This window comes from Curtobacterium sp. NPDC089185, assembly GCF_040685235.1.
Classification (GTDB): Bacteria; Actinomycetota; Actinomycetes; order Actinomycetales; family Microbacteriaceae; genus Curtobacterium; species Curtobacterium citri.
The window spans coordinates 1-26899 of sequence record NZ_JBFBHK010000025.1 but is presented as its reverse complement, the minus strand read 5'-3'; the positions used below and the strand labels follow the sequence as shown (position 1 = coordinate 26899).

The 26899-nt window shown below is 73.1% G+C and carries 26 protein-coding genes; 10 read left to right on the top strand and 16 right to left on the bottom strand.

Going from position 1 to position 26899, the window contains the following annotated elements; translation table 11 throughout:
- Nucleotides 1-96 precede the first annotated feature (96 nt).
- A complete protein-coding gene (locus tag AB0N84_RS15605) occupies nt 97-1068 on the bottom strand; it encodes an aldo/keto reductase (protein ID WP_363547976.1) in 972 nt (323 codons plus the stop codon).
- Nucleotides 1069-1231: 163 nt separating this feature from the next.
- Between AB0N84_RS15605 and AB0N84_RS15600 the strand changes: the two genes are divergently transcribed.
- Genes AB0N84_RS15600 through AB0N84_RS15590 form a run of 3 tightly spaced genes read left to right on the top strand, consistent with a single transcriptional unit; the run spans nt 1232 to nt 4354 of the window.
- Nucleotides 1232-2533, top strand: coding sequence for a four-carbon acid sugar kinase family protein (locus AB0N84_RS15600; protein ID WP_363547973.1), 1302 nt, complete (start codon nt 1232-1234; stop codon nt 2531-2533).
- The gene (gene pdxA / locus AB0N84_RS15595; RefSeq protein WP_363547971.1) at nt 2533-3555 is read left to right on the top strand and encodes a 4-hydroxythreonine-4-phosphate dehydrogenase PdxA; all 1023 of its coding nucleotides are present in this window, start codon (nt 2533-2535) and stop codon (nt 3553-3555) included. Before AB0N84_RS15600 ends, pdxA begins: the two co-directional genes overlap by 1 nt.
- Before the next feature lie 34 nt (nt 3556-3589).
- Nucleotides 3590-4354: a DeoR/GlpR family DNA-binding transcription regulator gene (locus tag AB0N84_RS15590; RefSeq protein ID WP_182045535.1), complete on the top strand. Its 765-nt coding sequence runs from the start codon at nt 3590-3592 to the stop codon at nt 4352-4354.
- Nucleotides 4355-4365: 11 nt separating this feature from the next.
- Here the strand turns inward: AB0N84_RS15590 and AB0N84_RS15585 are convergent, their stop codons facing one another.
- From AB0N84_RS15585 to AB0N84_RS15545, 9 genes are all read right to left on the bottom strand, one after another.
- A complete protein-coding gene (locus AB0N84_RS15585) occupies nt 4366-5784 on the bottom strand; it encodes an AMP-binding protein (RefSeq protein WP_363547967.1) in 1419 nt (472 codons plus the stop codon).
- A 4-nt stretch (nt 5785-5788) separates the two neighbouring features.
- Nucleotides 5789-6934: an MSMEG_0565 family glycosyltransferase gene (locus AB0N84_RS15580; protein WP_363547964.1), complete on the bottom strand. Its 1146-nt coding sequence runs from the start codon at nt 6932-6934 to the stop codon at nt 5789-5791.
- Nucleotides 6935-6936: 2 nt separating this feature from the next.
- Nucleotides 6937-8334: an MSMEG_0567/sll0787 family protein gene (locus AB0N84_RS15575; protein WP_363547961.1), complete on the bottom strand. Its 1398-nt coding sequence runs from the start codon at nt 8332-8334 to the stop codon at nt 6937-6939.
- Nucleotides 8335-8344: 10 nt separating this feature from the next.
- On the bottom strand, nt 8345-9424 hold the full coding sequence (locus AB0N84_RS15570; protein ID WP_220456172.1) for an MSMEG_0568 family radical SAM protein: 1080 nt from the start codon (nt 9422-9424) through the stop codon (nt 8345-8347).
- Nucleotides 9425-9428: 4 nt separating this feature from the next.
- Nucleotides 9429-9974 (bottom strand): MSMEG_0572/Sll0783 family nitrogen starvation response protein, encoded by a 546-nt coding sequence (locus AB0N84_RS15565; protein WP_289460064.1) that lies wholly within the window; start codon nt 9972-9974, stop codon nt 9429-9431.
- A gap of 146 nt (nt 9975-10120) precedes the next feature.
- Nucleotides 10121-10969, bottom strand: coding sequence for a carbon-nitrogen hydrolase family protein (locus tag AB0N84_RS15560; RefSeq protein ID WP_289460063.1), 849 nt, complete (start codon nt 10967-10969; stop codon nt 10121-10123).
- A 48-nt stretch (nt 10970-11017) separates the two neighbouring features.
- Complete coding sequence (locus tag AB0N84_RS15555) at nt 11018-12295, bottom strand: MSMEG_0569 family flavin-dependent oxidoreductase (RefSeq protein ID WP_220456170.1); 1278 nt, start codon at nt 12293-12295, stop codon at nt 11018-11020.
- Nucleotides 12292-12582 carry an MSMEG_0570 family nitrogen starvation response protein gene (locus AB0N84_RS15550; RefSeq protein ID WP_259346037.1) on the bottom strand — a complete coding sequence of 97 codons (291 nt, stop codon included), beginning with the start codon at nt 12580-12582 and terminating at the stop codon, nt 12292-12294. Before AB0N84_RS15550 ends, AB0N84_RS15555 begins: the two co-directional genes overlap by 4 nt.
- A 1-nt stretch (nt 12583) precedes the next feature.
- Complete coding sequence (locus tag AB0N84_RS15545; RefSeq protein ID WP_182045530.1) at nt 12584-13489, bottom strand: carbon-nitrogen hydrolase family protein; 906 nt, start codon at nt 13487-13489, stop codon at nt 12584-12586.
- Nucleotides 13490-13815: 326 nt separating this feature from the next.
- On the opposite strand from AB0N84_RS15545, the gene AB0N84_RS15540 reads away from it, so the two are divergent.
- Entirely contained in the window at nt 13816-14877 is a 1062-nt protein-coding gene (locus tag AB0N84_RS15540) for a GAF domain-containing protein (protein ID WP_182045529.1), read from the top strand.
- A 5-nt stretch (nt 14878-14882) separates the two neighbouring features.
- On the opposite strand, the gene AB0N84_RS15535 is transcribed toward AB0N84_RS15540, so the two are convergent.
- Nucleotides 14883-15911 carry a zinc-binding alcohol dehydrogenase family protein gene (locus tag AB0N84_RS15535; RefSeq protein ID WP_363547955.1) on the bottom strand — a complete coding sequence of 343 codons (1029 nt, stop codon included), beginning with the start codon at nt 15909-15911 and terminating at the stop codon, nt 14883-14885.
- Nucleotides 15912-16054: 143 nt separating this feature from the next.
- Here AB0N84_RS15535 and AB0N84_RS15530 point away from each other — a divergent pair, with 143 nt between their 5' ends.
- A complete protein-coding gene (locus tag AB0N84_RS15530; protein ID WP_259346032.1) occupies nt 16055-16432 on the top strand; it encodes a helix-turn-helix domain-containing protein in 378 nt (125 codons plus the stop codon).
- 52 nt (nt 16433-16484) lie between these two features.
- On the opposite strand, the gene AB0N84_RS15525 is transcribed toward AB0N84_RS15530, so the two are convergent.
- A complete protein-coding gene (locus AB0N84_RS15525; protein WP_182045527.1) occupies nt 16485-17519 on the bottom strand; it encodes an LLM class flavin-dependent oxidoreductase in 1035 nt (344 codons plus the stop codon).
- A 40-nt stretch (nt 17520-17559) separates the two neighbouring features.
- On the bottom strand, nt 17560-18060 hold the full coding sequence (locus AB0N84_RS15520) for a BLUF domain-containing protein (RefSeq protein ID WP_259346031.1): 501 nt from the start codon (nt 18058-18060) through the stop codon (nt 17560-17562).
- Nucleotides 18061-18192: 132 nt separating this feature from the next.
- Between AB0N84_RS15520 and AB0N84_RS15515 the strand changes: the two genes are divergently transcribed.
- A complete protein-coding gene (locus AB0N84_RS15515) occupies nt 18193-18495 on the top strand; it encodes a hypothetical protein (RefSeq protein ID WP_182045526.1) in 303 nt (100 codons plus the stop codon).
- An 84-nt stretch (nt 18496-18579) separates the two neighbouring features.
- Here AB0N84_RS15515 and AB0N84_RS15510 read toward each other — a convergent pair whose 3' ends face one another.
- A complete protein-coding gene (locus AB0N84_RS15510) occupies nt 18580-19422 on the bottom strand; it encodes a formate/nitrite transporter family protein (RefSeq protein WP_182045525.1) in 843 nt (280 codons plus the stop codon).
- Between the two features lie 58 nt (nt 19423-19480).
- Nucleotides 19481-21262, bottom strand: a complete 1782-nt coding sequence (locus tag AB0N84_RS15505; RefSeq protein WP_182045524.1) for a discoidin domain-containing protein — start codon at nt 21260-21262, stop codon at nt 19481-19483.
- Between the two features lie 140 nt (nt 21263-21402).
- Here AB0N84_RS15505 and mtnN point away from each other — a divergent pair, with 140 nt between their 5' ends.
- From mtnN to AB0N84_RS15490, 3 genes are all read left to right on the top strand, one after another.
- A complete protein-coding gene (gene mtnN, locus AB0N84_RS15500; protein WP_083263868.1) occupies nt 21403-22113 on the top strand; it encodes a 5'-methylthioadenosine/S-adenosylhomocysteine nucleosidase in 711 nt (236 codons plus the stop codon).
- A 470-nt stretch (nt 22114-22583) separates the two neighbouring features.
- On the top strand, nt 22584-24533 hold the full coding sequence (locus AB0N84_RS15495; RefSeq protein ID WP_069712540.1) for a potassium transporter Kup: 1950 nt from the start codon (nt 22584-22586) through the stop codon (nt 24531-24533).
- A gap of 112 nt (nt 24534-24645) precedes the next feature.
- Nucleotides 24646-24861 (top strand): hypothetical protein, encoded by a 216-nt coding sequence (locus AB0N84_RS15490; RefSeq protein WP_182045523.1) that lies wholly within the window; start codon nt 24646-24648, stop codon nt 24859-24861.
- Between the two features lie 45 nt (nt 24862-24906).
- Here AB0N84_RS15490 and AB0N84_RS15485 read toward each other — a convergent pair whose 3' ends face one another.
- Entirely contained in the window at nt 24907-25785 is an 879-nt protein-coding gene (locus tag AB0N84_RS15485) for a DUF808 domain-containing protein (RefSeq protein ID WP_363547947.1), read from the bottom strand.
- 205 nt (nt 25786-25990) lie between these two features.
- On the opposite strand from AB0N84_RS15485, the gene AB0N84_RS15480 reads away from it, so the two are divergent.
- Nucleotides 25991-26806 (top strand): glycoside hydrolase family 16 protein, encoded by an 816-nt coding sequence (locus AB0N84_RS15480; RefSeq protein WP_363547944.1) that lies wholly within the window; start codon nt 25991-25993, stop codon nt 26804-26806.
- Nucleotides 26807-26899 lie beyond the last annotated feature (93 nt).

Genomic DNA, 26899 nt, shown 5'->3' with positions numbered 1-26899 from the left:
GGTTGGGGGGGGGGGGAAAAACCCCCCCCGGGGGGCGGGGGGGGGGGGGGGGGCCCCCCGCCCCCCCCGCCTCCAGTCCGTCAAGCGGTCGCGCCGTCAGCGGTTGTAGGCCGGCATCGGTCCGCGGAGCGCAGCGGCCACGTCGTCGACGGCCTGCTGCACGTCGTCCGGCAGCGCACCCGCGGCCAGCGCGGCGAGGTTCGCCTCGATGTTCGCGAGCCGCGACCCACCGATCAGGACGGCGTCCACGACGGGGCGGCCGATCGTCCACCGCAGCGCGAGCTCGGCCATCGGGAGCCCCGCGCCCTCCGCGATCGAGCGGAGCCGCTCCACGGCGGCGAAGACCTCGTCGTTCCAGTACCGGTCGCGGTACATGCCCGCGAGCGGCGAGGACCCGAAGCGTCCCTCCGCCGGGTGCTCGTCCGGTCGGTGCCTGCCGGTCAGGAGCCCGCCGCCGAGCGGGTTGTAGACGACCGTCGCGAGTCCGGTGCTCCTGGCGTACTCGGCGTACTCGTCGTCGATCCGGGTCGCGATGACGCTGTACACCTGCTGCCCGAGGACGGGGGCGTCGAGTCCGAGTCCCGCGGCCGTGTGCCGCAGCTCCGCGATCTGCCAGGCCGCGAAGTTCGAGACGCCCCACGTGCGCACCGCGCCCGCGTCGACGAGCGCCCGGACGGCGGTCAGCGTGTCCTCGGCCGGCGTCGAACGGTCGGGCTGGTGCAGGTAGAGGACGTCGACGTGGTCCGTCCCGAGCCGCCGGAGGCTCGCGTGCACGCACCGCTCGACCGCCGCGGCGGACAGGGGCGCGGCGCCCTCGGCGTCCGGGTTCGGGATGCCGACCTTCGTGGCGAGCACGACGTCGTCGCGGCGTCCGACGAGCACGGCGCCGAGGATCTCCTCGCTGCGGCCGCCGACGTACCCGTTCGCGGTGTCGATGCCGGTCCCGCCCGCCTCCAGGAACACGTCGACCATCCCGGCCGCCGTCGTCTCGTCGACGCTGTCGCCGAAGGTCATGGTGCCGAGGACGGCGGGGGCGAGCCTGCGGCCTCGGATGTCGGTGTCACGCACTGGGTTCCTCTCGTTCGGACGCCGTCGGAGCGACTCGTCGTCGAGTCGCCGCGCGACAGCCGTGCGCACCACTATTGCGTGTTTCACGCAGGTCGTCTAGCGTGTTTCGTGCACCCCGCCGATCCGTCGATGGGACCGTCCACCGAGCCCGAGGAGGGGTCCGATGTCGAACCGCCTCGCCGCGATCGCCGACGACCTGTCCGGAGCCGCCGAGGTCGCCGCGGTCCTCGGCACCGGGTCGGTCACCGTCGCCCTCACGCTCCCCGCCGCGCTCGAGCACGTCGCTCGGTCCCGGTCCGACGTCGTCCTGGACTGCGACACGCGGTCGCTCGACCCGGCCGCGCGGCGCGCGGCCGTCACGCAGGCGGCGCAGCGGATGCGCGTAGCCGGAGCGCCGGTGCGGCTGGTGAAGACCGACTCGCTGCTGCGCGGCGGCGTGGGGGACGTCGTCGACGGGCTCCTCGACGCCGGCGCACGCGTCGTGGTCGCCACGGCGCTCCCGGCACTCGGGCGGACGGTGGTCGACGGCGCACTCCACGTGCACGGCAGGCCGGTGGCGGAAGCGGGACTGCACGGCCTGGAGGCACGGGTCGTCCCCGGTCCGCTGGCCGCGGTCGGGCAGCGCGCCCGGTCCGTCCCCCTCGCGGTCGTGCGCGCCGGCAGCGACGCCGTCCTCGACGCGATCGGGCGGGCGCTCGACGCCGGCGAGGTCCCCGTGCTCGATGCCGTCTCCGACGACGATCTGGACCGGGTCGCAGCGGCGCTCGACGGCGTCGACTGCACGGTCCTCGGCTCCGGCGGCATCGCCGCGGCGACCGGGCGGCTCCGCGGAGCGGCACCCTCCGACCCGGTCGTCCCCGACGACCACGAGCGGTCGGCGCGCGTCGGTGACGTCCACGGCGTGCTGCTCGTCGTCGGGACGGCCAGCAGCGAGGCGACCCGGCAGCTCGAGGTCCTCGCGGCCAGCGGCGTCCCGGTCGTGCCCCTGCCCCGCGACGTCCTGCTCCGTGCCGTCGACCGCCGCGAGGTCGACGACGTCGACCACCCGGCGCTCCACGCCGTGCGGACGGCACTGCGCAGCGGGAGCGCGGCGATCTGCGTAGAGGACCGGCACGAACCGGTCCCGCACCTCGCCCGACGGCTCGCCGACGGCCTCGGCATCGTGGCCGCCGCCGTCAGCGGGCAGGCCGCGCTCGTGCTCACCGGCGGGGAGACGGCCCGGTCCGTGCTCACCCGCCTCGACATCACGAGCCTCGTGCCGGAGGGCGCCGTCGAACCGGGCTGCGTCGTGTCCCGCGCGGACGACGGCCGTCGTGTCGTCACGCGTCCCGGCAGCTTCGGGACCGTCACCAACCTGCTCGACGCCGCCACGGTCCTCCAGGCCGGCTCGACCGATCACACCCCGCAGCCGGAGGCCGCCTCGACGCGGCCCCGGGCAGACCGAACCGAAAGGCAGCACCTGTGATGAACGCCACTCCGATCGTCGCCGTCACGATGGGCGACGGGGCCGGTGTCGGCCCAGAGATCGTCGTCGAGGCCGTCGTGTCACCGGACGTCCTGGCCGTCTGCCGACCCGTCGTCATCGGCGACCTCGCCCGCCTCCGCCAGGCCGCCGCGATCCGGGGCGTCGACGCCACGTTCAACGTCGTCGCGGACGTCGCCGACGCGACGTTCCAGGACGGCGTCGTCGACGTGGTCGACCTCGGTCTCCTCCCCGAGGACCTGCCGTGGGGGCGGCTCTCGCCGGTCGCCGGTGACGCGGCCTTCCAGTACATCCGCGTCGCGTGCGAGGCGGCGATGGCCGGGAAGGTCCAGGCGATCTGCACGGCGCCGCTCAACAAGGAGGCCCTGCACGCAGGCGGGCACGTCTTCCCCGGGCACACCGAGATGCTCGCGGAGCTGATGGGCGTCGACGAGGTCTCGATGATGCTCTCGACCGCGAAGCTCAAGGTCGTCCACGTGACCACCCACGTCGGACTCATCGACGCCGTCGCGCGGATCGAACCGGGACTCGTCGAGCGGACGATCCGGCGCGGCAACGAGGCCCTCGTGCGCGCGGGCAACCCGCACCCGAAGATCGGCGTGGCGGCGATCAACCCCCACGCCGGTGAGAACGGCCTGTTCGGCTACGGCGAGGAGGCCGAGAAGATCGCTCCGGGCGTCGAGGCCGCGCGCGCCGACGGGATCGACGCCGTCGGGCCGCTGCCCGCCGACACCCTCTTCTTCCTCGCGGGCCGCGGGGACTACGACCTCGTCGTCGCGATGTACCACGACCAGGGCCACGGCCCCGTGAAGGTGCTCGGGATCGAGGCCGGCGTCAACATCACGGTGGGCCTCCCGGTCATCCGCACGTCGGTCGACCACGGGACGGCGTTCGACATCGCGGGCACCGGCAAGGCCGATGTCGCTAGCATGATCGAGGCGCTCCGCCAGGCGGCCGAACTCGCCCCGACGTCGGGTGCGATGAGCCAGTCGCAGGGCGCCTGACCCGTCCCCAGTCCCTGCCGTCCGGAGGTGCCCGGTGTCGATCTCGGCCAGAGCGCGGCGTGAAGCCATCGTCACGCTCGCGACCACGGTCGGACTCGCGAGCGTCGACGAGCTCTCCGAGCGGTTCGGGGTCACCGCCTCCACCATCCGGCGCGACCTCGCGAGCCTGCAGGAGCAGCGGAAGCTGACCCGGACGTTCGGCGGCGCGATGGCGGTGGCCGCGCACCCCGAGGCGTCGTTGCGACAGCGGCTCGGCGAGCACTTCGACGCCAAGCGCGACATCGCCCGACGGGCCGCTGCGACCGTGGCCCCCGGGGCGTCGCTCTTCCTCGACAACGGCTCGACCGTCGCCGCGTTCGCCCGTGCGCTGCCGGTCGACACGGACCTCACCGTCACGACCACGAGCGTCGGCGTCATCACCGACATGGCCGACCGCGACGACGTCCGACTCGTCACGCTCGGCGGCGAGTACCGAGCGTTGAGCAACGGCTTCGTCGGCGGCCTGACGGAGGCGGCGCTCGAGTACCTGACCTTCGACGCGGCCTACCTCGGTGCCGACGCGGTGTCGCCGGAGCGCGGGATCTGCGAGGCGGACCTCGGTCAGATCCGCCTGAAGGAGCTCATCGCCCGGCGTGCGGACGCGGTGTACGTCCTCGCCGACTCGTCGAAGCTCGCGCAGTCGGAGTTCCACGCGTGGACGCGCCTCGGCGGCGGGTGGACGCTGGTGACGGACGACGGCGTGGCGCCGGAACTCGTCGAGCGCTTCACGGCAGCGGGCATCACCGTCACCACGGCCTGATCCACCGTCGCTCAGCGCCACGCGCTCCGCCGCGCCTTCCCGGTGTCGTCCCGGAGCGGCTCGTGCACGATCGTCCAGCTCCGGGGACGCGTCTCCGGGTCGAGCGCCGTCGCCGCCCACGCGTCGAACTCCGCCGCGGTGACGTCGGCGTCCCCGACGTCGACGACCGCGTGCACCCGCTGCCCGAGGTCCGGGTCCGGCCGGCCGACCACCAGGCAGCTGCGAACCGCGGGGTGGCGTTCGAGTGCGGACTCGACGGCGGCGGGCCACACGTTCACGCCGCCGCTCACGATCAGGTCGTCCTGCCGGTCCGCGATGTACAGGTAGCCGTCGTCGTCGAGCCACCCGCTGTCACCGAGGCTGTGCCAGGCATCCGCAGGGGGCGCGTCGACTCCGAGGTAGCGGTAGGTCGCCGGCCCGGGCCGTGTCATCTCGATGCGACCGACTTCGCCGACCGGGGCTTCGCTCCCGTCCGCTCGGAGGATCCGGACGACGGTCCCGCCGGTGGGCCGGCCGACGCTGCCCTCGTGTCGGAGCCACTCGTCGCCGCGGATCGTGGTCAGCCCGTTCGACTCGGTGCCGGAGTAGACCTCGACGACCCGCTCGGGTCCGAGCCATCGGATCCACTCCCGCTTGACGTGCGGCGGGCAGACCGCGCCGATGTGCAGGACCGAGTCCAGTGCCGTCGTGTCCGTCGCGTCGAGGCGCGAGGGACCGAGGGCGGCGATCCGGGACATCATCGTCGGCACGACCATGCCCCAGGTCACGTGTGCGCGAGCGACGAAGTCGAGCCAGGTGCCGGCGTCGAAGCGCGGCATGAGGACGAGGGAGTGTCCGGTCATCAGACCGCGCATGGCGTAGACGAACGGCGCGGCGTGGTGCAGGGGACCGGCGACGAGCTGGCGGGCGTGCCGGGGGACGAAGGCGGCGACGCGTCCGTCCGGGTCGACGTGCGCCGAGGCCGCTGCGACGACGACCTTGGGGGTGCCCGTGCTGCCGCTCGAGGTCGGTGCCTTCCAGGACGCGGCGGCCAGGTCCTCCGCCAGTGGCTCGGCGTCGGCGGGGGACGGCGTGGTGCCGGCGGACGTGAGCGGCATCCACGGGTGCCCGTCGACGGGGTCGTCTGCGACGACGAGGGCGGGACGGACGAGTCCGAGCACCGCGCGGAGGTCCGCTCCCGGCAGGCGCGGGGAGAGCGGTTGCGGGGTCGCGCCGGCCTTCCACGCGGCGACCGTGGCGACCACGGTGTCGACCGTGTTCGCGCCGGTGATCGTCACGATGTCGTCGGTGCGGACCCCGGCGTCCCGGAATCGCCGAGCAAGGGCGTTCGCGCGGGCCTCGACCTCCCCGCGGGGGACGTCGTCGACCGCCGGTGCGTCCGGATCGCGCTGCGCGAGTTCCGTGAAGGCGCGTGAGATCGAGGTGCGCACGGCGTCAGGCCGGCAGGGGAGCGCTGCGGGTCCGACCGATCGCGACGCCGCCCGAGGCCGTCAGGAGCCGCTCGTACAGTGCGACGTGGGACGAGGCTGCGGTCGTCCAGGAGTACCGCGCGGCCAGGGCCCGGCCCGGCCCGGGGTCGAGCGGGTCGGAGAGCGACACCTGCAGGGCGTCGGCGATCCCCTCGACGTCGGCCGCGAACCGGACGGTGTCGCCGAGCACCTCGCGCAGCACCGGGAGGTCCCGGGCGACGACGGGCACCCCGGCTGCGAGGGCCTCCATCGCCGCGAGGCCGAAGCCCTCCTTCGTGGAGACGAACGAGAACGCCGCTGCCCCGGCGACGAGCGCGGGGAGGTCCGGGTCGGGCACGACGCCGAGCTCGGTCACCGGGATGCCCCGTCGGCTGACCAACTCGTCCACCGCCGCGCGGTAGGGACGGTAGTCGAAGAGCGTCTCGCCCCCGGCCAGCACGAGTCGGACGTCGGACCCCACGTGCTCGCGCAGCCGGTCGTACGCGGCGACCAGGTCGATGGTGCCCTTGCGGGGCTCGATGCCGCCGACGGCGAGGACGTACCGGCCGAGCCGGTCGGTCCACCTCGCGCGCGCGGCGACGGCCTCCGGCGACGGTCCGGACGCCGCCGTGAACCGCACGGCGTCGACGCCGTTCGGGATGACCGTCGCGGTGCGGCCGTGGGCGTCCTGGACCTCGGCGGCGACGGACGCCGACACGCAGACGAGAGCCGCGGGCTCCCGGACGGCGCGGTCGTGGCAGGCCACGAGCTGCGCGGTGGTGAAGGTGTCGAGGTGGTGCACGGTCCGTACCGCGCCGTCGCAGGCGTTCGCGGAGATGCAGTCCTGCGCGTGCACGACGTCGAGGCCCTCGAGCCGGAGTCCGTCGCGCAGGGCGGCGATCGACCGCACGATGCGTTCCCCCACGGTCTCGCCGACGGGGCCGTCGAGGAACGGGACGACCTGCAGCCGGACCCGCGGGTCGACGTCGCGGAAGAACACCCGGTCGCCACCCCGGCCGAGCGTGCCGACGGTGACGTCGTGCCCCAGCTCGACGAGCGCCTCCGCGAGTGCGAGGGTGTGCACGACACCGCCGCGCGGCCGGGTGGAGTAGGTGAGCAGGGCGATCCGCACGCTCAGGCCGCCGCGCTGCCGAAGCCCGTGACGCCGCCGGTCACCACCGTGGTCTCCTCACCGTCCGGCCAGCGGAGGCGGACCCCCGGCTCGCTCGTGACCTCCCCGCACTCGCGGGTGGTCGCCGCGGGGGAGGCCATCCGGCTCGCCCCGGCATCGTCCGCGGTGAGCATCGCGAATCCGGGGAAGCAGCCGAGCCAGTCCGCCGTCGCCGCGAGCCGCGGGATCGGGACGTCGGCGACGTCGAGGACGGCGCCGCCACCGGACGCCTCGGCGAGCATCCCGGCGGTGCCGACGATCCCGGCCATGCTGACGTCCTTCGCGGCCGCGGGTCGCGCGCGGCCGACGGTCGCGGCGAGGTCGCGCAGGGCGGCACGGTCCCGCCCCTCGGTGCTGTTCCACTGGGCGCCGGTGTGCCCGGTCCGCCACCCGCCGGACAGGTCCGCCGTCAGCGAGATCCGCTGGCCCGGCCGCGCGCCGCCGCCGGGCACCGGGTGCTCGGTCCGGCCGAGCGCCGTGACCGACAGCGCGGCGGGGACGCCGACCTGCGTGTGGCCGCCGATGATCGGGACGCCCCAGGCGTCGGAGGCGCGGCGCAGCCCCGCCACGACCCGCGCGACGAACGAGGTGTCGCGTCCGGCGACGGCGTCGAGGAGCGCCGTGGGTGCAGCACCCATCGCGGTCAGGTCGTTGACGTTGACGAGGACGCCGCACCACCCGGCCCACTCGGGGTCCCGCTCGACCATCGACGGCAGGATCGCGTCGCACGCGGCGATCACGTCGGTGCCCGCGAGCGGTGCGCCGTCGTCGCCGACCCAGCCCGCGCCTCCCGGCCGGGCACCGGCGAACAGGGCGGCGAGGTGCGCCTTCGTCGCGTCGACGAGGCGCTGGTAGCGGTCGACGGGCCAGCGCATGCGCAGGTGCGGGACGCCGCCGAGCACCTCGCGGCCCGTGGGCTGCCAGCCGATGCGGGTGAAGAGCGCCGCTGCGCGCTCCTGCACGAGGGCGTCGAACCGCAGCGCACCGCGCTGCTCGACCAGTGCGCACGCAGCGCGGACGAGCGCCGAGCCGACCCCGGCCGCGTTCCGCGCCGCGGGACCGACGACGAGCCGACTGCCGGTCCACCAGCCGATGTCACGGACCGTGGCCGGGGCGACGCGGACGCCGCCGAGCACCGCGCCGCTGCCGTCCGTCGCGCGGGCGACGAGGACGACCGTGCGGTGGTCCTGGTCGAGGTGGTCCACGTCCGTCCGGTCGAACAGGCCCTGGTCGTCGACGAACGCGTCGTGCCGGAGCCGCCGGTACGCGGCGACCTCGACGGCGTCGGCGATCCCGACGACGAAGGGTGCGGGTGCGACCGACGCGGTGGGCGCCGGACCCATGAGCGCGGGGACCTCCATCGACGGCACGTCAGGCCCCCGTCGTGCTGAGGACGGAGCACGCGCCGCAGGCGGCGCAGCCGGCGGCCTGGTCGGCGCCGTGCATGCCAGCGGCGAGCAGCAGCGCGGAGACCCGGCGGGTGACGTCGTGCATCACGTCGCGGGACGGCGTGGTCGCCCCGTCGACGTCGACGGCGAGCGTGCCGCGGATCGGACGGAACGGGACGACGAACGGGTAGACGCCCATCTCGACGAGCTCGCCGGCCGACGCGACGAGCTCGTCCGGGTCCTCGCCCATGCCGACGATCAGGTAGGTCGAGACCTGGTTCCACCCGAAGACCCGGACGGCTTCGCGCCATGCGGCCCGGTACTCGTCGAGCGGCACGCGCGCCTTGCCGGGCGTCCAGCGGCGTCGCACGTCGTCGTCCATCGACTCGACGTGGATGCCGATGCTGCGGGCACCCGCCTCGTACAGGTCCGTGATGGTGCGGAGGTCGGCCGGGGGCTCGCACTGGACCTGGATGCCGAGCTCCGGGACGCGCTCCTTGATCGCGCGGACGCAGCGGGCGAGGTGCGTCGCGCCCCGGTCGCGCCCCTTCGAGGTGCCGGTCGTCATCACCATCTGCTCGACGCCGTCGAGCCGGACCGCTGCCTCGGCGACCTCCGCGAGCATCGCCGGAGTCTTCACCGCGATGGTGTTCCCGGCACGGAGGCTCTCCTCGATGGAGCAGAACCGACAGCGCTCGGCCTCGTCGTACCGCATGCAGGTCTGCACGACGGTGGTGGCGAGGACCTTGGCGCCGTGCAGCCGGGCGACCTGCTCGTAGCGCACGCCGTCCGCGGTCACGAGGTCGTAGAAGCGGGGGCGGGCGACGGGGTCGACGCTCAGCCCGAGGTCGGCACCGTCGAGCATGAGCTTCCCGCCCGACACGGTGTACGGGCTCGTGGCGTTCACCGGCAGTGCCGCCTGCAGTCCCTCGAACAGCACGTGGCCGTCGTCCGACGGACCGGCTCCGCCCTCGCGGTGCACCGGTGCGGCGACTCGCACACCGAGGAGGGACACCGCCACCCGGTGCCCGACGCGGTCGGTGCCGTTGTTGGTGATCGTCACGGCGTCACACCATGTAGGTGCTGTTGATGATCGCGCCCTTGCGGGCGTAGTGGATGACGGCGTCCTGCACGTCGAGCGGGTGGCAGGGGGTGACACCGGCGATGAGGTCCTCCTCGCGGTTGCCGTGCAGGGCGAGGCCGAAGCGGCAGCAGAAGACCGTCCCGCCCTCGGCGATGAAGGTCTCGAGGGCGTTGTTGATGTTGTTCTCGCCCGGGAACCCGTCGGCGCCGGTCGTCGGGAACCCGCGGTTCGCGATGCAGTTCATGGCACCGGGTCCGTAGAAGTACAGGACGCTGGTGAAGCCCTTCCGGAGCGCCCGCGTCGCCTGGAGCACCGCGACGAACGACACCGAGGATTCGTGCGCGATGCCGTGCACGAGCTGGAAGTAGTACTGGTCCTTCGTCGCCTCGTAGTCGGGGAAGACCTTGGTGGAGCCGTAGATGTTGCTGCCCTTCGGCAGTGACGGGTGCGCGATCTCGTTGCGCGACTTCTCGGCGTTCTCCGCGACGATCGCGTCGTAGTCCGGGGTGTCGGTGGCTGCATCGGTCATCGAGTGCTCCTTGCTCTGCGTCGGGAGGCGGCGAGGAGACTGCTCCGCGCCGGTGGTCCCAGTGTTCGGGCGCGCGGTTTCGGAGTGGTTTCACCTGGAACAACGCTGCGTTTCGTCCGTGACGATTGCGTTTCCGGGGCGGACGGTCAGCCCAGGCGGTAGGCCGACGGGGAGCGCTGACGGACGTGGTCGAGCGATCGTCGGGCGCGGGCGATCGTCGCGGCGACGTCGAACTCCGCGACCGCCATGCCGCCCTTCGCCCACGTCTTGGCGACGATCTCGCCGCCGGGGTCGACGATCTTCGCCTGCCCCAGGAACCGGAGGTCGCCGAGCACCCCGGTCTGGTTCGAGGACACCAGGACGACCTGGTTCTCCGCCGCACGGGCGCAGTCGTACAGGTCGAACAGGTGCGCCTGCCGGTCGGAACGGATCCGGTCGGAGCGGTCGGTGACGCTGGCCGGCCAGGCGCTCAGGCAGGCCAGGACCTCGGCGCCGTCGAGGGCCAGCGTGCGGGCCGCCTCCGGGAAGGTCTTGTCGAAGTCGATGAGCATGCCGACGCGACCGACGGGGGTGTCGAAGGCGCGGAACTCGTCGCCCGGCCGGTAGGCCTCGGACTCGCCGAGCGGCAGGTGCACCTTCCGGTGCGTGCCGAGCACCCCGTCGCCGGTGAGGCAGACCGCGGTGTTGTACCGCACGGGCTCGCCCCCGACGTCGCCGCGTTCGGAGATGCCGAAGCAGATCGTCATGTCTCCGGCCATCTCCTGGACGGCACGGACCTCGGCGCCGTCGAGGTCGATTGCGCCGGGGATCCCGTCCTCGGTCGCGGCCGGGTGGTGGAGGTCGAGCAGGTAGCCGCCGATGGTCGCGTCGGGCAGGACGAGCAGGTCCACGCCGCGCTCCCGGGCCTGTTCGACGATGCCGGGCAGCTTGGTGAGCGTGCGCTGCACGTCGCGGCCGAAGTGCGCGGCCACCGCTGCCATCCTCACGGTCGTCACACGGTCAGCGTAGGGCGAGGTGTCCGTTCCGGCGCCGGCGACCGCCGATCAGCGCGTCGGCGCGGGCACCGCGGGGCGCACCGTCGCGGTGACGACCCCGGCGACGTGCTCCGCGTCGCGTGCGACCGCGTGGAAGCGGCCCGATCCCCAGGTGTGCATCCACGGCAGGCCGATGAACTGGAATCCAGGGACCTCGGTGACGCCGCGGTCGTGCACCGGCATCGACTCGGCGTCGAGGACGCCCAGGTCCCCGAGCCACGACCAGTCGGCCCGGAACCCGATCGCCCACACGACCGTGCCGATCGCGTCCAGCGGCAGGGCCGGCGGAGCACCGGGTGCGGTGTCGTCCGGCCGCCACACCGGCACGTACCGGGGCTCCTGCGGCACGTCGAGCCCGACACGGTCGATGTACCGGTCGATGTCGTCCTTGATCGACTCGGCCACGGAGTCGGCGTGGTCGAGGTCCGCGGCGAGGCCGCCGCCGAACGTCACGCCGCCGTCCGCGATGCCGGTCGCGCGTCCGTGCAGGTGCATCCCCTGGAGGGCGAAGGCGCGGAGGTCGACGTCGCGGCCACCACCACGGCCGGTGACGTAGTGGTTCGTCGACTCCCGCTTGGCGAGCCCCCGCGTGGCGACCGGGACGTCGTACACGCCCATCTCCGCGAGCCAGGTCATGCAGTCGCGTCCGCGGTAGGAGCGAGCGACACGGGGGGCGCGACCGAGCGCCAGGTGGACCTCGCGGCCCTCGAGCAGCAGGTCCTCGGCGATCTGCGTGCCGGACTGCCCCGTCCCCACCACGAGCACCGCCCCGTCGGGCAGCGACCGGGCGTTGCGGTACTCGTGCGAGTGCACCTGGTGCACCCGCGCGGGCAGCTCGTCCGCCCACGTCGGGACGACGGGCCGGTGGTAGCCGCCGGTGGCGGAGGTCACCGTGTCGGCCGTGACGGTCCCCGCGGAGGTCCGCACCGTGAACCCGCCGCCGGCCCGCCGCTCGACCCGCTCGACCGCGATGCCCTCGGCCACGGGGGCGTCGAAGGTGTCGGCGTACCGACGGACCCAGGCGTACGTCTCGTCGCGCGTCATGAAGCCGTCGGGGTCGGAGCCGTCGTACGGGTACCCCGGCAGGCGGCAGTGCCAGTTGGGTGTGACCAGGGTGAACGCGTCCCAGCGGCCGTCACGCCACTCGTGCGCCACGGTGTCGCGCTCGATCACGACGTGGTGGACCCCGGAGGCCACGAGCCCGTGGCTCACCGCGAGGCCGGCCTGTCCGCCCCCGACGACGACGGCCTCGAAGTGGTCGCCGTCGCGGAGCGTGACGGCGATCACGCGGGCGCTCCGTCGAGCGGCGGTTCCATCCGGAGCACCACGACCTCGCCGTCGTCCACGCCCCGCGCGGCGTCGGCGATCTCCTGCCGGGTGTGGGCGGCGGACGTGCAGGCGAACCCGAACCGGGCACGGACCCGCTCGCTCGCGATGTCGAGCGCCCGGTCCGCGCGGTCGACGAACTCCGCCACCGGGTAGGTGCCGCCGACCTCGAGGTGGTCGTGGACGACGAGACTGGGGGAGTAGTAGGAGGCCTCCGAGCCGTCCGGCCACCGGACGGCGAAGTGCATCTCAGGCACGGGCGAGCTCCCGCCACCCGTTGACCGAGGCCGACTCCGACTCGGCGACCGGGCCGTAGAGGTCGGGGCGGCGATCGCGCAGGTGGAACATGCCGCCGCGCATCGCCCGGAAGGTCCCCTCGACGTCGATCTCCGCGACCGCGAGTCCGGCGTCGAGGAGGGTGTTCGCGAGCACGTTCCCGCCGGGGTCCACCACCTTCGCGTTCCCGACGTAGCGGAGGGATCCGAAGGTGCCCGACTGGTTCGACGCCATCCAGAACACCTGGTTGTCGAGCGCCCGTGCGACGTCGAAGGTGTTGTGCCGGTACGTCCACCGGTCGTCCTGCAGGTCCTCTGCGGTGGCGGTGCGTGCCGCGGGCCAGGCGGAGAGGCTGACGATGACCTCCGCGCCGTCCAGGGCGAGCATCCGAGCGGCCTCCGGGAAGGCCTTGTCGTAGCAGATCTGCAGACCGACCCGGGCGAGCGGGGTGTCGAACGCGGCGTAGGAGTCGCCGGCCGCGTACGACATGTGCTCCCCGAGCGGCTGGTGCACCTTCCGGTAGGAGCCGTAGACCCGGCCGCCGTCGAGGCATGCTGCCGCGTTGTAGCGCGTCACGCCGTCGTCGTCGAGCTCGCAGAAGCCGATGGCGACGAGGGTGTCGCCGGCGAGCTCCTGGATGCGCCGGATCTCCGGCCCGTCCAGACGGATCGCCGGGGGCAGCGAACGCTTCGTCGTCGCGACGGTGTCCCCGTGGTTGCCGAGCGACGACAGGTACCCGCCGATGGCCGCCTCGGGGAAGGCGACGAACTGCACGCCCTGCGCCCGGGCGTCCTGCAGCGTCTGCTCGATGAGTGCGAAGTTCTGGTCGAGGTCCCGGGTGAAGTTCGCCGAGACCGACGCGACCGTGATGGGTGGCATGGTGCTCCTGCAGGTCGGTCGACGACACCCGGACCACGCGGAGGTCGGCGGTCTCGTCTGGTCGGACGCGTCCGACGACTGTCGGGCGGTGCGGGGAGAAGCGTTGCAACCAGTCTGCGGAGCGGGTGTTTCCGGATGGTTTCGAGCGGAATGAGAGTCTGTTACCGGGAACCGCGCTGATCGTCACCGGGTCCGCGTGCAACGGATCGCGCGTCCCCGTCCGCGTGTCTACCGTCGAGGCCACGCCGGCGCGCGCCGGCCGCACACCGAAGTGCTCCCCGGACCGCGGCGGTCCCGGAGCAGCTGTCTCGAGAGGGATACCGACGATGACGATGACGGAACCACCACGACCCACCCACCGCCCGCTCCCGACCCGCGTCGTCACGGCGTCGGCCGGTGGCTCGGACCCCGATCGGATCCTCGTGTTCGGCGATGCGGTCCTCGCGCCGGGGGAAGCGCTCCACGACGCCGCCCGCCTGGTGGCGGACGCGGTGGCCGCACGGTCCGGTCGGGGTGCCGACGTCACCGCGGTGCCCTGGTCGAGCTGGTCCGAGCAGACGCTGCTCTCGGCCGTGAGCGGGCTGCAGGTCGCCAACCACGACGTGGTGGTGGTCTGCCTCTCCGGCAGCGTCGTCCACAGTCGCACGACCACCACGGCCGTCGTCGGAGCCGCCGAGGAGGCCCTCGTCCTGGTCGACCAGCTCCGGCCACGGCTGGCGCCGAACGCCGAGGTCGTGGTCGCCCTGGCCCTCACGGAGGACCAGGGTGCCCTCTCGGCGGCGCTGCAGCGGGCCCGGCCGGACCTGGTCGTCCTCGACCTCGACCCCGACGCGCTCACGTCGGTCCCGCCGCTGTTCCTGGAGGTGACGCACCTGCTCCTCGAGCAGCAGCGTGCCCGAGCCGGGAGCCCCCAGTGGCGCCGTTCGACGCCGCAGCCGTTCGAGCACCGCTACGAGGCGATCCGCCGCCTGGGGATCGTGGATGCCCCGGCTGATGCTGCACTGGACCGGATGGTGCAGCGGATGACCGAGCTCTTCCACACGAGGGGCGCCGCGATCACGTTCCTGCCGGAGGGGCGCCAGTGGTCCGCTGCGAGCCTGTGGATCCCGCGGGGGAACGGCGCCCTGCAGGACTCCTTCTGCCGGTCGACGGTGTTGGGGTCCGGGCCGATGGTCATCGGGGACGCCTGGGACCCGGACCGTCCGCAGGTGGCACGTCGGGGGCGGATCCGCTTCTACGCCGGCCATCCGCTCGAGGACATGGACGGGACCCGGGTCGGCGCGGTCTGCGTGTTCGACCCCGAGCCGCGGCGCGAGGACACCGTGGAGCGCGACCTGTTGCGGGACTTCGCCGTCCTCGCCCGGGACACCCTGTACCGCTGGGCGTGACGGACTCAGTCCTCCGGTTCGTCCGTCACGACGACCTTCCCGATCACGCGTCCGCCCTCGACGAGCCGGTGCGCCTCGCGCAGGGTCTCGGCGGTGATCGGCCGCAGGACGGTCGTCGCGGTCCCGCGGATGCGTCCGGCGTCGACGAGGTCCGCGATCCGGTCGAGGATGCGGTGCTGCTCCGCCAGGTCGGCGGCGCCGTGCAGGGATCGGGCGAACATGAACTCCCAGTGCCAGGTGAGCGCCTTGGACTTGAGCGCGACGACGTCGACCTGCTCGGGGTCGTCGATCGCGACGACCTGCCCGAAGGTGCGGAGGACGCGCTCGTACACGGGGAGCTGCCCGGTCGAGTTCGTCGTCAGGATCCACTCGATGCCGTCCGGAGCGAGCTCGAGGACCTGCGCGGCGAGGTCACCGTGGTGGTCGACGACGTCGTGGGCGCCGAGGTCACGCACCCACGCCTCGCTCTCCGGACGTGACGCCGTGGCGATGACGCGCACCCCGGGCAGCAGGGCGCGGACGAGCTGGATCGCGATCGACCCGACACCGCCCGCACCGCCGACGACCAGCAGGGTGCCCGTGGCCTCCGGCGCGATCCGGAGCTTCTCGAACAGGCTCTCCCACGCGGTGATCCCGGTGAGCGGGAGCGCGGCGGCCTCGGTGTGGGACAGGGTCGACGGCTTCCGGCCGACGACGCGTTCGTCGACGAGCTGCAGCTCGGCGTTGCTGCCCGGTCGGTCGATCGCACCGGCGTACGAGACCTCGTCCCCCGGCGCGAAGAGCGTGACCGCCCCACCGACGGCGCGGACGGTGCCGGAGGCGTCGAAGCCGAGCACCCGCAGGCCGTCCTCCGGCTCGGCGCCGCCGCGGAGCTTCACGTCGACCGGGTTGACCGAGACCGCGCGGACCTCGACGAGCAGGTCGTGGGGCCCGGGCACCGGTCCGGGGATGGTCGTGAACACCAGGCTGTCGGTGCTGGTGACGGGCAGTGCGGCTGTCTGTGCGATCGCTCGGATCTCGTTCGTGGTGGTCACGCCACCACTGTGCACCCTGTCACGTGGTCACCCGCAAGGGGTCCTGGTCACCCTCGGGTGACCGAGGAAGCCCAGGTCGGGAGCCGTACCCGGCGGGGACCGGACGGCTCGCCCGGCACCGGGTCGACGGGTACAGTGCCGGGGTGAGCACGTCGACGAGCGATGTCCCCGGCACCGAGCACGTGCTCGACTCCCGCGACCGGGACGACGTCTACGCCGCAGCCTGCCCGTGCCGGTCGATGCTCGACCTGCTCGCGAACAAGTGGACGGCGCTCGCCATCGGCGTCCTCGAGGGCGGCCCGCATCGGTTCGGTGAACTCCGTCGCCGGTTGCAGGGTCGCAGTCCGAAGGTGCTCTCCGCGTCGCTGAAGCGGCTGGAGGGTGCCGGGCTCGTCAGCCGGACGGTGTTCGCCGAGGTGCCGCCACGGGTCGAGTACGCGTTGACGCCGCTCGGCCGGGGAGCCGCGGTGCCCCTGGCGGACCTGCGGGACTGGGTGGAAGCGAACGTGCCGCGACACTGAGGCCGGACCTGCGTCCTGCCGGACCTGCGCCCTGCCGGGCGGAGCGGCACGGTCAGGGTGCGACCGACCCCGTCCGCGGCGCCCACCCGAGCTCCGGCCCCAGCCGCTCCGCGATGTCCGACACGATCTGGGCGTACTCGTCGGCCTCGAACGAGAACGGCAGCGCGAACGCCACCTCCGTCGCCACCTGGTACCCGGCGTCGGCGCGCAGGCGGTCGGCGATCTCGGCCGAGGTCCCGACGAGGTCCGCGGCGAACAGCAGCCCGGCCGGCCCCTGGGGGACGCCGACCCGCTCCGACCGCGCCGCGACGTACGCCCGGTACCGCGCCTCCTGCTCCGCCGTCGCGGTGTCCGTCGGGATGACCACGAGGCCCTGCGAGATCCGGGCACGCCCGCGGTCCGGGTGTGCGTCGAGGTAGGCCTCGACCTGCGCGCGCTGGTTCGTCGCGAAGTCGTTGCCCGCCTCGGCGCGCGTGACGCTCGAGGTGAGCAGGTGGAAGCCGTTCTCCGCCGCCCAGACGGCGGAGCGCGTGCTGCCGGTGCCGTACCAGATGCGATCGGCGAGCCCGGGGCTCTGCGGTTGGACGGTCGTCGCGAACTCCTCGATCCCGCGGCGCTGGACGCCGTCCGTCACCGGGTCGCCGCGCACGAGGTCGCGGAAGCGCAGGAGCCGCTCGTTGCCGAGGTCCTCGTGCTCGGCGGTGTCCGGGTGGATCGCGTCGCGGTACAGGTCGTAGTGCATGGGGGTCCCCACCGAGAACCCCGCCTGCAGACGTCCACCGAGCAGGACGTCGACGGTGCCGAGGTCCTCGGCGAGCCGGAACGGGTTCTCGGCACCGATCGGGGTGACGGCCGTCCCGAGCGCGATCCGGGAGGTCCGCTGCGACGCGGCCGCCATGACCGCGACGGGGGAGGAGATGCCGTGCTGCAGGTGTCGGTGCCGCAGCCACGCGCTGTCGTAGCCGAGCGATTCGGCCCGCTCGATCACGCGGAGGGTCTCCTCGTGGCCGGCGGCGGGGTCGGCCGGGTCGAAGGACCCGAGGGTCAGGAAGCCGAGGCGTTCGAGCGGTCGTCCGTCGGAGGGCATGCCCCGATCGTCCCAGACGGACGTCCCGGCGGCACGGCGATCACCGGGGGCGGGCGGTCCCGACGCCGGACGCGGCGGTCGGCTGGTGCTCCCGGAACCAGCGCAACAGCTCGCGCAGCTCGGGCAGGTTCGGCCCGAGCCGGTGGTCGTCCGGGATGAAGTCGATGTCGTCGAAGGTCGTGCGGTGCCCGGGGACCTCGGCGCGCTGCAGCGTGTCCTCGGCGGCGTAGCCCATCGTCCACTCGGGGAACTGCCGCGTCGGCACGTCCTCCTCGAGCAGCACGGTGACGTGCTCGTGGCGGGGGTCCTCCGCGATGAACGCCATCTTCTCGCGGACCGCGGTCGCCGGGCCCTCGAGCAACTGCAGGAACCGGTGGTCCTTGAACAGGAGCAGACCCGTGACCCCCGCGACGGCGTTCGCCCGGCGGGAGTGCGCGAGGAGCTCGTCGAGGTCGTCGAGCCCGAAGCCGACGACCGCGCGGCTCGCGTAGACGAGGGACAGCAGGGGCTGCTGCGGCTGTTCCGGGGTGACGGGGTGCACGCTCCCACTCAACCCGTGCTCGCCGGGAAGCCGCCCGGGACCGGGCCGGACCGGACCCGGACCGCGGCTGGCGAGCAGCGACGTCCCCCGGCTTCCTGTGACCCTCGGCAGGTGCGGCTCTACGGTGGAGCGATGCGTGAGGAACTCGAGGCAGCCCTGCTGGTGCACAGCACGTCGCCGCTGCCCGAGGGCGTGGACCGTGCGAGCGTGTGCGACCCGGAGCTCCCGAGTGCGGAGATCGTCGGCTGGGCCACGCTGGTCGCCGCCGGCGTCCCGCTGTCGGCATCCGAGCAGCAGCGGCTCGCGGACACCGCGGCGGACGCCTTCGCGCTGATCGCGCTGCTCCCCGTGACGGTCCGCCCGTACTTCGCCCGACTCGGCCTCATCGCGACGCTCGCGTCCGCGCTGGCCGTCGCCACCCCCGCCGCTCACTGACCCCTCCGGCGCAGCGGGACCCCGTGCCGGACGGGAGGCGCGTGGCGGCGCCGCCACGCGCCTCCCGTCCGTCACGTGTCGGCGTCAGCCCTGCTCGCGCGCCCCGCGGTCGGGTGCGTCCGGCGCGGTGCGCCGCCGGCCCTGGAGCAGGTCGGCGGACCGGATGATCCGCAGCGACGTGACGAGCACGACCCCGCCGAGCACGTTGAACAGCAGCGTGTAGCCGAACCACCCGAGCCACTGCCCGTAGGTGATCGACGACCCCGCCTGGATCGCGCCGAACACGAGCAGCGAGTCGAGGATCGAGTGGAAGAGCTGCAGGCCGGCGAGCAGGAAGCCGCCGACCACGGCGGCGACGAGCTTCGCGGGGTCCGAGTCGGTGCCCTGCTGCATGCGGGTCATCAGCGTGATCGTGCTGCCGCCGAGCACCGCGAGCACGACGGCCTGCAGCCCGAAGGGCGTGTCGACGTAGTGCCGTGCCGACTCCTCGAGCACCGTGTGCCACTGCGGGAACGCCTGCACGACGAGCCACATCACCACCCAGCCGCCGGCGAGGTTGCTGAGCAGGGTCCCGAGCCAGAGCCGCAGGAGCTGACCGACGGTGCCCTCGCGGGCGATGAGCGCCACGATCGGCATGAGGAAGTTCTCGGTGAAGAGCTCGCTGTGCGCCAGGTGCAGGGCGATCAGCCCGACGCTGAAGGCCAGTCCCGCGAGCAGGTGGCTGTCGGTCTCGTGCAGCACGGCGAGGTAGCCCATCACCCCGAGCCCGATCTCGAGGCCCCCGGCGAACCCGGTCGCCAGGACCACGCGCGTCGTCCGCTGCAGTCGTTCGGCACCCTCGTCGACCACGGCGTCGAAGGACTCCTCGATCTCGTCCTCGACGGGTGCGTCGCCCTCGCCGACCTCGCGGCGTCGATCATCGGTCACCGGTCCGACCGTAGCCCCCTCGGCCCTGCGGATGTCGGCGACGGGGCGCGTCCCGACGTCAGCGCACCCGCACCGAGGTCGTCCCGATGCCGACGTTGCCGTGCCCGTCGAGGGCGTAGACGGCGATCTTCCACGCACCCGGGGTCGTGGGTGCGGTGACCCGGAGGGAGCCGTCCACGGCGCGTGTGACCGGCGTCTCCCGCTGGGCTCCGTTGCCGTCGATGTACCGGCTCGACGTGTACGCGCGCCAGGTGAGCGCGTCGCCGTCGGGGTCCGAGACCGGGGCGGTGACGGTCACCGTCGCGCCGGGGGCGACGCCGGTCGACGGGCTCGCGGTGGTGGTGCCGACGACGGGCGGCCGGTTGCCGGCGACGGTGCCGCGGTACGCCTGCTGCACCGCGTACCAGGACGGCCGCTTGAGCCCGTCGGTGCGGAGGTTCAGCCAGACGCCCGGCTCGTCGTTCTCGACGCCGTAGTGGAACATCGTCGCGCCGAGGGCGACGCCGGTTGCCGCGGTGACGGCACGCCACGCGTCCGTGTAGGCCTGCGCGGTGGCGGTCTCGTCCGGCTGGCGGGGCACGCCGTTCGCGTCGCTCGGGACCTCCCACGACCCGGCCGGGCCGGTCTCCGTGACCAGGTACGGCTTCGTGTAGCCGCCGTCGCGCCACTTCTGCTGGACCCAGCCGATGCCGCCGTAGGAGTTCACGGCGTAGAGGTCGAGGCTCGGCGTGTACCGCTGGTAGTAGTCCCACGCGCCGGTCCAGGCGTCCGTCGAGGTCACCGGGTGGGCCGGGTCGGCGCGGTGGATCGCCTGCACGACCTGCTCGACGTACTTCGCGTACGCGATGCGCTGGGCCTCGCCCTGGCCGAGCATGACCTCGTTGCCGACGTCCCACATCAGCAGCCCGCCGTGGTCGCGGTACGACGTCACCGTCCTCGTGATGCTCGCGAGCGTGTCGGCCTTGTACTCCGTGTCACCGACGTAGTCCGCCCCCTGGTCGAGCCAGAGCCCGGCGACGACCCGGATGCCGTGTGCCCGCGCGGCGTCGAACAGCTGCGCGGAGGACGCGTCGGTGCCCCAGGTCCGCACGGTGTTGACGCCCATGCCCGCGATGTCGTCCATGTAGTCCGCAGCCTGGGTGTTCGACGGGCCGTACGTCACGCCCTTCACGAGCCACGGCTTCCCGTCGACCGTGAGCTGCCACGCCCCCTGGGTGCCGGTGACCCGCACGCCCGTCGTCGGGGTCGTCGGGGTCGGGGTCGGGGTGGGCGTCGGCGTCGCGCTCGGCGGAGCCGTCGGGGTCGGGCTCGGTGTTGCCGCGGGCACGGTGCCGTAGACCTGGAACTCCCAGAGCGAGTACCCGTGCTGGGTGCCGCGCTGCACGCCGAGCATCCGCACGTAGCGGCCGCTGCCGGACAGGTCCGTCGTGACGACCCCGCCCTTGCCCGAGCGGGTGCTCGACACCGTGCGCCAGGTCTTCGCGTCCGCCGACACCTGGATGTCGTAGGCCTTCGCGTAGGCGACCTCCCACCGGAGCACCACGCGCGAGATCGTCGCCGTCCGACCGAGGTCGACGCGGAGCCACTGCGCGTCGCTCCGGGCGCTCGCCCAGCGGGTGCTCGTGCTGCCGTCGACGGCCTTGCCCGGAGCCCTGCCGGTCGCGTCGCTCGACGACGCCACGGCCGGTCGGCCCTGCGACAGCAGCGTCGGGGCGGCGCTCGCCGCCGGACCCCTGGTCGCCACGAGCAGTGCGGCGAGCAGGACGACGGCGAGCACCGCGGCGGCGACCCGGACGGTCGTGCCGGCGGTCCTGCCGAGGGTGGTGGTGACGGCGCGCATCGGGCCCCTTCCGATCGTGACGAGCGCAACGGTACGGACACCGTTCCGCGGCGGTCAACGGGGCGCCGACGCCCCAGTCCGAGGGGCCGGCCGGGGTCGATCCGTCCCGCGACGTCCGGGCCGCGTGCGAGGATCGGTCGGTGCAGCCCGAAGGAACCCCCGTCGCCGTCGTCATCGCCGCGATGACCGAGGAGCTCTCCGCCGTCGCCGACCTGCTCGGCGGCGTCGTCATCGACGACGGACCCGTGGGCGGCCACGACGAGCACCACCTGCTCGACGTCGACGGGTCGCTCGTCGCCCTCCGCCGCAGCGGCATCGGCTTCACCAACGCGACCGCGGCGGTCGCGCACTGCTTCCACGACTTCGGGACCGTCCCGGTGCTGAGCGTCGGCACGGCCGGCGGCCTCGAGCGCGGCATCGAGATCGGCGACGTCGTGGTGGGCGACCACTACGTCAACATCAACGCGGACGCCACCGCGTTCGGCTACGCCCTCGGCCAGGTGCCGGGCATGCCGCCCCGCTACGACCCGGACGCCGGGATGCTGGCGCGTGCCGCCGCGGCCGACACGCCGTACCGCGTGCGCGTCGCGTCGATCGGGTCGAGCGAGGTCTTCGTGACCGACGCGCGTGCCCGGGACCTGCGCGTGACGTTCCCGACGATCGCGGCGGTCGACATGGAGTCAGCGGCGATCGCGCAGTTCGCACACGTCCACCGCATGCCGTTCCTGTCGATCCGGGGGATCAGCGACCTCTGCGCGCCGGACGGCGACGAGTTCCGCGAGCACCTCGACGACGCGTCGGCGCGCGCCGCGCGCGTCGCGCACGACGTGCTGCTGGACCTGGCGGTCTGACCGGGGCCACGCTCCGCGCCCGGCACCGACGACGGACGGGAGGCGCGGTGCGCGTCCGCACCGCGCCTCCCGTCCGCCGTCCGCTCGCCCTGCCCGGTCTGGTCCGTCGGTCGGGTCAGCGGGTCGGCGGGTCAGCAGGTCCGGGGGTCAGCGTCGGCGTCGGCTGCTCAGCAGCCCGCCGAACACCAGCGCCGCCGCGATGACGAACACGATCAGCTGGACCGGTTGGAAGCCGTCGAGGTCCATGGAGTGCTCCTTCCGCACGCGCGGGCGCCCACGCGTCCCGCGTCGGTCCGTACGGTAGGTCGCCGTTCCTGTACGCGTCGAGGGGACGGGGTACGACCCCTGCACACCAGCCGGTCCCCGCACCCGTGCCACCCCTTGGGCGTCCGCTGCGAGCCGCAGGGCCGCGGCGGTGCGATGATGATCCGCGGCCGTCGCCCGGACGGCCCTGCACGGAAGAGACGAGCGTGACCGAGACCCGCTCCCAGACACCGACGACCGACGGTGTCGACGCGCCCTCGCACGGCCCCGCGAAGGGTGTCGCCGCCCTGGCGCTCGCCGCCCTCGGCGTGGTGTTCGGCGACATCGGCACCAGCCCGCTCTACGCCCTGCGCACGGTCTTCACCATCGACGGCGGCCTCGTCAAGGCGAACCAGGAGGACGTGTACGGCGTCATCTCCATCATGTTCTGGAGCGTCACGATCGTCGTCTCGATCAAGTACGTGCTCGTGCTCATGCGCGCCGACAACGACGGCGAGGGCGGGGTCATGGCACTCGCCGCGCTCGCACGGCGGCTCTACGCCAAGCGTCGCGGGGGAGCGACGGTCTTCCTCGTGATCGGCATCATCGGCGTCTCGCTCTTCTACGGCGACTCCGTGATCACCCCGGCGGTGTCGGTGCTCTCCGCGGTCGAGGGCCTGTCCACCGCCGCCCCCTCCGTCGAGCACCTCATCGTGCCGATCGCCGCGGTCATCCTCGTGCTGCTGTTCGTCGTGCAGAAGTTCGGCACCGGCAAGGTGGGCAACCTCTTCGGGCCGGTCATGCTGCTGTGGTTCGTCGTCATCGCCGCTGCGGGCGTGCCGCACATCGTCGCGCACCCCGGCGTGCTGCAGGGCCTGTCGCCGACCTGGGCGATCGCGTTCCTCGTCGCGCACCCGTACATCACGTTCGTGGCGATGGGCGCGGTCGTGCTCGTCATCACGGGTGCCGAGGCCCTCTACGCCGACATGGGCCACTTCGGCCGGCCGGCGATCCTGCGGGCCTGGTTCTTCGTCGTCTTCCCCGCGCTCGTGCTGAACTACCTCGGGCAGGCATCGCTCGTGCTCGAGGACCCGGCGGCCGCGAAGGACCCGTTCTTCCTGCTCTTCCCGGACGCCCTGCAGATCCCGGTGGTCGTGCTCGCGACGATGGCGACGGTCATCGCCAGCCAGGCCGTCATCTCGGGGGCGTTCTCGCTGACCCGCCAGGCGATCCAGCTCGGGCTCCTGCCGCCGCTGACGATCCGGCAGACCTCGCGCGACGAGGGCGGCCAGATCTACCTGCCGGCCGTCAACCTGCTGCTGTTCATCGGCGTGATGGCGATCATGCTCGCGTTCCGGTCGTCCGCCAGCCTGGCGACCGCGTACGGGGTGTCCGTGACCGGTGCGCTCGTCGTCGACACGCTCCTGCTGCTCCTCGTGGTCAAGCCGCTCTGGCACTGGGCGACGTGGAAGCTCGTGCTCGCCGCGGTCGTGTTCGGCGGCCTCGAGCTGACGTTCCTCGCCGGCAACCTGTCGAAGATCCTGCACGGAGGGTGGGTGCCGCTGCTCATCGCGCTCGCCGTCATCACGCTCATGACGACGTGGCGCCGCGGTCGCCAGCTCGTGCAGGACGAACGCAAGGAGCGCGAGGGGTCCCTCGCCGACTTCATCGACCGGATCAACACGAAGCACGTCCCGCGGGTGCAGGGGATCGCGGTGTTCCCGCACCCGAACAAGGAGACCACCCCGCTGGCGCTGCGGGCCAACGTGGAGCACAACCACGTGGTGCACCGCACGGTCCTCATCGTGTCGGTCCTGACGGCGAACGTGCCGCACGTGCCGCACTCCCGGGCGTTCTTCCGCGACGACCTCGGCTACGAGGACGACGGCATCGACCACATCACCGTGAAGTTCGGCTTCTCGGACGACCAGGACCTGCCGCGGGCCCTGCACGCCGCGTGCCTGGCCGAGGTGCTCGACATCGACCCGGACGACATGGCGAAGGCGTCGTACTTCATCTCGCGCGGGGCACTCCGGCCGCAGCCCGGCAACGGCGGCATGGCCCGGTGGCGGAAGAAGCTCTTCGTCGGTCTCGCCCACAACGCCGCCGATCCCGCGGCCCGCTTCGGGCTGCCGGCGCAGCGCACCGTGACGATGGGCAGCGACGTCGAGATCTGACGCCGGACACCACCGCGGTGCCGGACCTGGGCACGGTCCAGGACCACGGCGTACCGTCCGACTGGTCGTTCCGCCGTACGGGCTCCCGCGGCACCGAGCGGAAGCCGCAGCGATGATGCACCAGCACAACCTCACCTGGCGTCAGGACACCGAGACCTCGTGGTCGGCGGTGGCCGGTGACCGGGTCGTGGCACGCATCTCGCTCGAGCGGCAGTACGAGCTCACCTCGGCCGACGGCGCGGTCCGCGGGTCGCACAGTGCCCTCGGCAGTGCGCAGGCGCAGCTCGAGGCCTGGTACCAGTGGGAGTCGTCGGTCGACGGTCACTGACCTGCAGGGCACCCGCTCCGGGGCGACCTCGCCGCCGCGCGGCGGTCAGTGCGCGGACGAGCCCCGCAGGCGTCCGATGCCGAGCACGATCCCGACGACGACCATCCCGAGGACGAGTCCGACCACGGCGGACACGGCGGTGTCCACGATCCAGGTGACCACGGGCCCGGCGGCCTCGACCGCGTGCTCGACGACGTGCAGCAGGTCGTACGGGCCGGACCAGAACGTGTCCGCGAGGTTCGCGATGACGAGGTGCCCACCGACCCAGAGCATCGCGACGGTGCCGACGACGCTGATCACGCGGAACACCGTCGGCATCGCGTCCACCAGTCGGGTGCCGGCGCGTCGGGTCCGGGCGGACGGGCTCGCCGTCATCCGGACACCGATGTCGTCGATCTTCACGAGGAGCGCGACGGCGCCGTAGACCAGGACCGTCATGCCGAGGCCGATGACGGCGAGCGCGCCGAGGGTCGGCCAGAACCCGAGGTCCGGGTCGAGGCTCGCGAGCCCGATGAGCATGATCTCGGTGCTGAGGATCAGGTCGGTCCGGATCGCCCCGAACACGAGTCCCTTCTCGGCGACGGTCTCGGTGCCGGCGGACCCGTGGTGCATCCCGAACCACTCGGTCACCTTCTCGGCGCCCTCGAAGCACAGGTAGGTGCCGCCGACCAGGAGCAGCCAGGGCAGCACCCCCGGCGCGAACGCGGACAGCAGCAGCGCCAGCGGGATGATGATGACGAACTTGTTGAACAGGCTGCCGAGCGCGATGCGCCCGACCACCGGGAGTTCGCGTGCGGGCTCGAGCCCCTGGACGTACTGCGGTGTCACGGCGGCGTCGTCGATGACGACCCCGGCGGTCTTCGCACTGGCCTTGAGGGCCGCGGAGAGGATGTCGTCCACCACGGCGAGCAACCCGACTGACATGTCGCTCACCCTACTGGAGGGCTGCACGTCCTCTCAGCGACGGTGGCGCAGACCGCTGTGACCCCAGACGGGGGCACGCGGCGCGATCCGCGCACGGTTCCACTGACGGACGCGGTCGCGGAGCCGACACGGCAGGACGGACCCGAGCACCACCACCCACACCGCCGACGTCACCCACCGTCGGCGATCGCAGGCAGGAGCGCACATGAAGACCTCGATCGTCGCCGCACTCACCGTCGCCGTGCTCGCAGCGGGCACGGTCGCCGACACCACGGCCCCCGCCCCGGCGTCCGCGGCACCGCCGGCGAACGCGTACACGACGACGGCGCCGAAGGGGAACGTCGTCTCGAACGGGCGGACGTGGAAGCAGACCTACCGCCAGGACTTCGACACGGCGGCACCGACGGGCACGGTCGCGAAGCGGTACCCGGGCATGGGCCTGTACGACGGCTTCGCCGACACGAGCGGGCAGGGCCGGTACACGCCGTCGAAGGTGCTCAGCGTGTCGAACAGTACGCTCGACTTCTACCTGAAGTCGGACGCCGGACGACCCATGGCCGCAGCCGTGATGCCGGACGGCTACAAGCCCCACACGACCGGTCGCGTGTCGATCCGGTACAAGACCACGAACACGCCGGGCTACAAGTTCGTCGTGATGCTCTGGCCCAACAGCGACAACTGGAACGAGGGCGAGATCGACTGGCCCGAGGCCACGCTGGGTGCCAAGCCCCGACCGGCGTCCGCGGTACCCGGCAGCATGTCCGCCCGCGGGATGGTGTTCCAGCCCGAGCGTGAGACGTTCGCCCCCACCGACACCGCGCTCTACCACGTCGCGACCACGGAGTGGGACCGGACCGCCGTCCGCTTCTACTGGGACGGCAAGCTCGTCGCCTCGACCACGAAGGCCGTGCCGACGAAGCCCATGCGGGTGACCCTGCAGGCCGAGACCGACACCGGCTCGCGGACCCCCGCCAAGGCGAGCGGGCACGTCAAGGTCGACTGGGTCACGATCTACGACTGACGGACGGACGGACGGACGGACGGGAGGCGCGGTGCGGGTGGGCGGGCCGCCACGCAACCTGGCGAAGTCGGTCACCGTCGAGTAGGTCGGACG